Origin of the sequence: Flavobacterium sp. PL12, assembly GCF_039123485.1 — a bacterium.
Classification (GTDB): domain Bacteria; phylum Bacteroidota; class Bacteroidia; order Flavobacteriales; family Flavobacteriaceae; genus Flavobacterium; species Flavobacterium weaverense.
The window spans coordinates 1-2,736 of the sequence record NZ_JBANDI010000052.1 but is presented as its reverse complement, the minus strand read 5'-3'; the positions used below and the strand labels follow the sequence as shown (position 1 = coordinate 2,736).

Annotated in this window: 1 protein-coding gene; it reads left to right on the top strand. The window is 26.8% G+C overall.

Features of this window, described 5'->3' with window-relative positions; genetic code table 11:
* The first annotated feature begins 523 nt into the window (after positions 1-523).
* Positions 524-2,686, top strand: a complete 2,163-nt coding sequence (locus RCH19_RS14615; RefSeq protein ID WP_343023848.1) for a hypothetical protein — start codon at positions 524-526, stop codon at positions 2,684-2,686.
* Positions 2,687-2,736: the final 50 nt, after the last annotated feature.

The following is a 2,736-nucleotide window of genomic DNA, read 5'->3' as shown; positions in this document are numbered from 1 at the left end:
CTTCTGATCTAAAGTCCATTTCTTGTATTTCATGTTTCAAATATATAAGTTTGAAATTTAAAATAACACTCCGAACTTATCGGGGGCTAAAATAGCAGCAATTATTGTATCTGAGTCCAAAAATCCGGAATTAGCAAAAATTTTTATAGATGAAATTTCAAAACTTGAATTTAGACCTATAAAAACTTGGAATGAAGGAGGCTTTTTTGGGGAGCCAGATACATATTCTCCATATGCAATTGCAGAAACTATACATTTAGCTGGCGATTTTGGCTTTAATTGGTATTTTGAAGAATATATAAATCCCATTCATCCAATACACACTAGTGAGGAATCTCAAATAAAAGCAATTTTAGGCAGTTACTTTTTTATCAATAAGTTTTCACTTAGCGAAACAAAAACAAATAAATTATTAAATATTGTTGGTTATCATCTTGCTGCAAGAACCAAAAGTTGCAGTTATTTTATTCCATTACTTGTATTAATAGCTCCAGAAAAATTTGATTTAAAAATAAGATGTATAATGTTGGCAGAGTTGCTACAATATAGATTGTATAATTCTAAGTCCAAAGAACTTCTACTTTTAGAAATTAAACAAGGAAATAAAAACTATGTACTCGATGCATTAGAAATAGTAATTTCAAATCAAGAAGGGAATAATGACGAAACACTTTTCTTTTGGTTAAATAATTGTGACAACTTTAATGAAATTAATATAACGGTTTTAAAGAAAATCATTAAAAACATTTCAAATGGTAAGCAAAAATTATATGATAAAATCATTTCTAAATTCCCGAAAAATGATCTTCTAGCTTATTTAAGATATTGTGTTCTAAATGATAATGATATTTCGGATAGTGCTGCCATTTTACTTTATTCTTATTTTAATGAAAGAGATTTTTATTTAATCGTAAGACCTCTACTTTCAAAAACTCAGTTTTATGATATAAAACATAACGATCGAAAACGGATTTTAGATGACCTAATTTTAGAGGATCCCTCTATATCTTTAAATTTATTCCTAAAATTTATTCCTAAAAGAAAAACCAATAAAGACGAGATACAAGAAATATATATTTATTATTTTAATAAACTATTAAAAAATGTAGATGAAATACATAAACAACAATTTTTATATGTAGTTAGTAAATTACCTGAATATCCAATATTAAGTCGATACCCTGAAATAAGAAATAGTTACAAAGAGCTAGTATACTCCAAACCGCAATATCTTGATTTTCTAAATGAGGCAACTGAGCATTTAGACTTTCGTTTGCGTTTTAATGCAAATTCAATTTTACTTTCTTGTTTCCCTGAAAACGCAAAAAAGGAATTAGAAAATATTATTTTTTCAGCCTCCAATAGAATGTTTGATCGAAATGAGTGGTTTCGTTTCTGCATTAAATTAAATTATAGTACCGATGTATTAAATTATTTAAAATCCATCCTTTCAGATTTGCCAACTTTGTCAAGGTATTATGCACTAATTATACTATATCAACATAATCTTCTACTATCAGAAGATCTTTTGAATGAATTAATTGAAGGATTAACCGGCGAAGGTTATTTCTTTGATTTAGGGGATCCTTTTAAGCCTCAAAATGATATTAAAAAAATTGCTCAACAAAAAGAGTTTTATCCAAAACTTATCAATATTTTAAACAGTGATAATTTTGATCAAGCTAGTCGTGCCGCTGGCATGTTATTAAACTATCATTATGAAAAATTAACACATTTTGAGCAGGGTATAGCTTATGTTTTTGAATGTGAATCGTGGGATAGAAATCTTTATACTTTTGATAAATATAAAAAAAAGCTCTTCGAGAACACTGATTTTTTAAAAGGTTTTGATGAAACAAATAATAAAATTAAAAATATTTTTGCTAAAACATCTCTTTTAAAACTATACAAAGACACAATAATAGATTATCAAGATTTGTGGTTAGATTTTATAAAGAAACTTATTTATGAAGAAAAATTTCACGATAATCATAAAATAGAATTATTTTATAGATGGCTAATTACTTTAAGAAAAAATGCACCTGACACCACTTTAAAAGCAGGAATTGCAGCAAGAGAATTATTGACTTACCCTGCTATAAAAGATGATGTCGAATTCAAAAGTTTATATCCATATTTCCAATTGATAGCTAATGAATTTGATGCATTAGATAAAAAGGAAATAGAAAACACATTACTGAAATACCAGTGTAGTGATGAAATAGCAGTATCTTTTTTAAGTAAATTAGAGTGTATTCCTGAAAACTTTCGCCCAGATTATTTTATAAGTTCGCATATAAAAATATTTTCAGAAAACAAGACAAAAAATATCTTAAAAAAGGACAAAAAGGATCTTGAAAAAATATTTTTTGATACTGAGAGTATTCCAAATAACATTTCTGAATATATAGAATCTATAATTCTATTTGGTATATATAGCAAAGAAGAACTAACAGTAATTGAGCAAAAGGGAAATATTGCTTGTTTTGTTGTATCAATAGTTCGTTTTTGTAGAAATGAAGATATTTCATTTAAAACTATTTTAAATGCTATAAATGAAGTAGGTTGGCCTTATTATAGAAATGCATTAACCCAATCATCAAGAGAATCTTTATTTATTATCAAGGAGAAATTGTTACAATCTATGATGCGACCCTTTGTTAAGACAACTTTTTCAAAAACTTAAGATAGTTTTTTTTTAGTTTTATTTTCCAGTTTCCTGGCTAAAATCGGAGA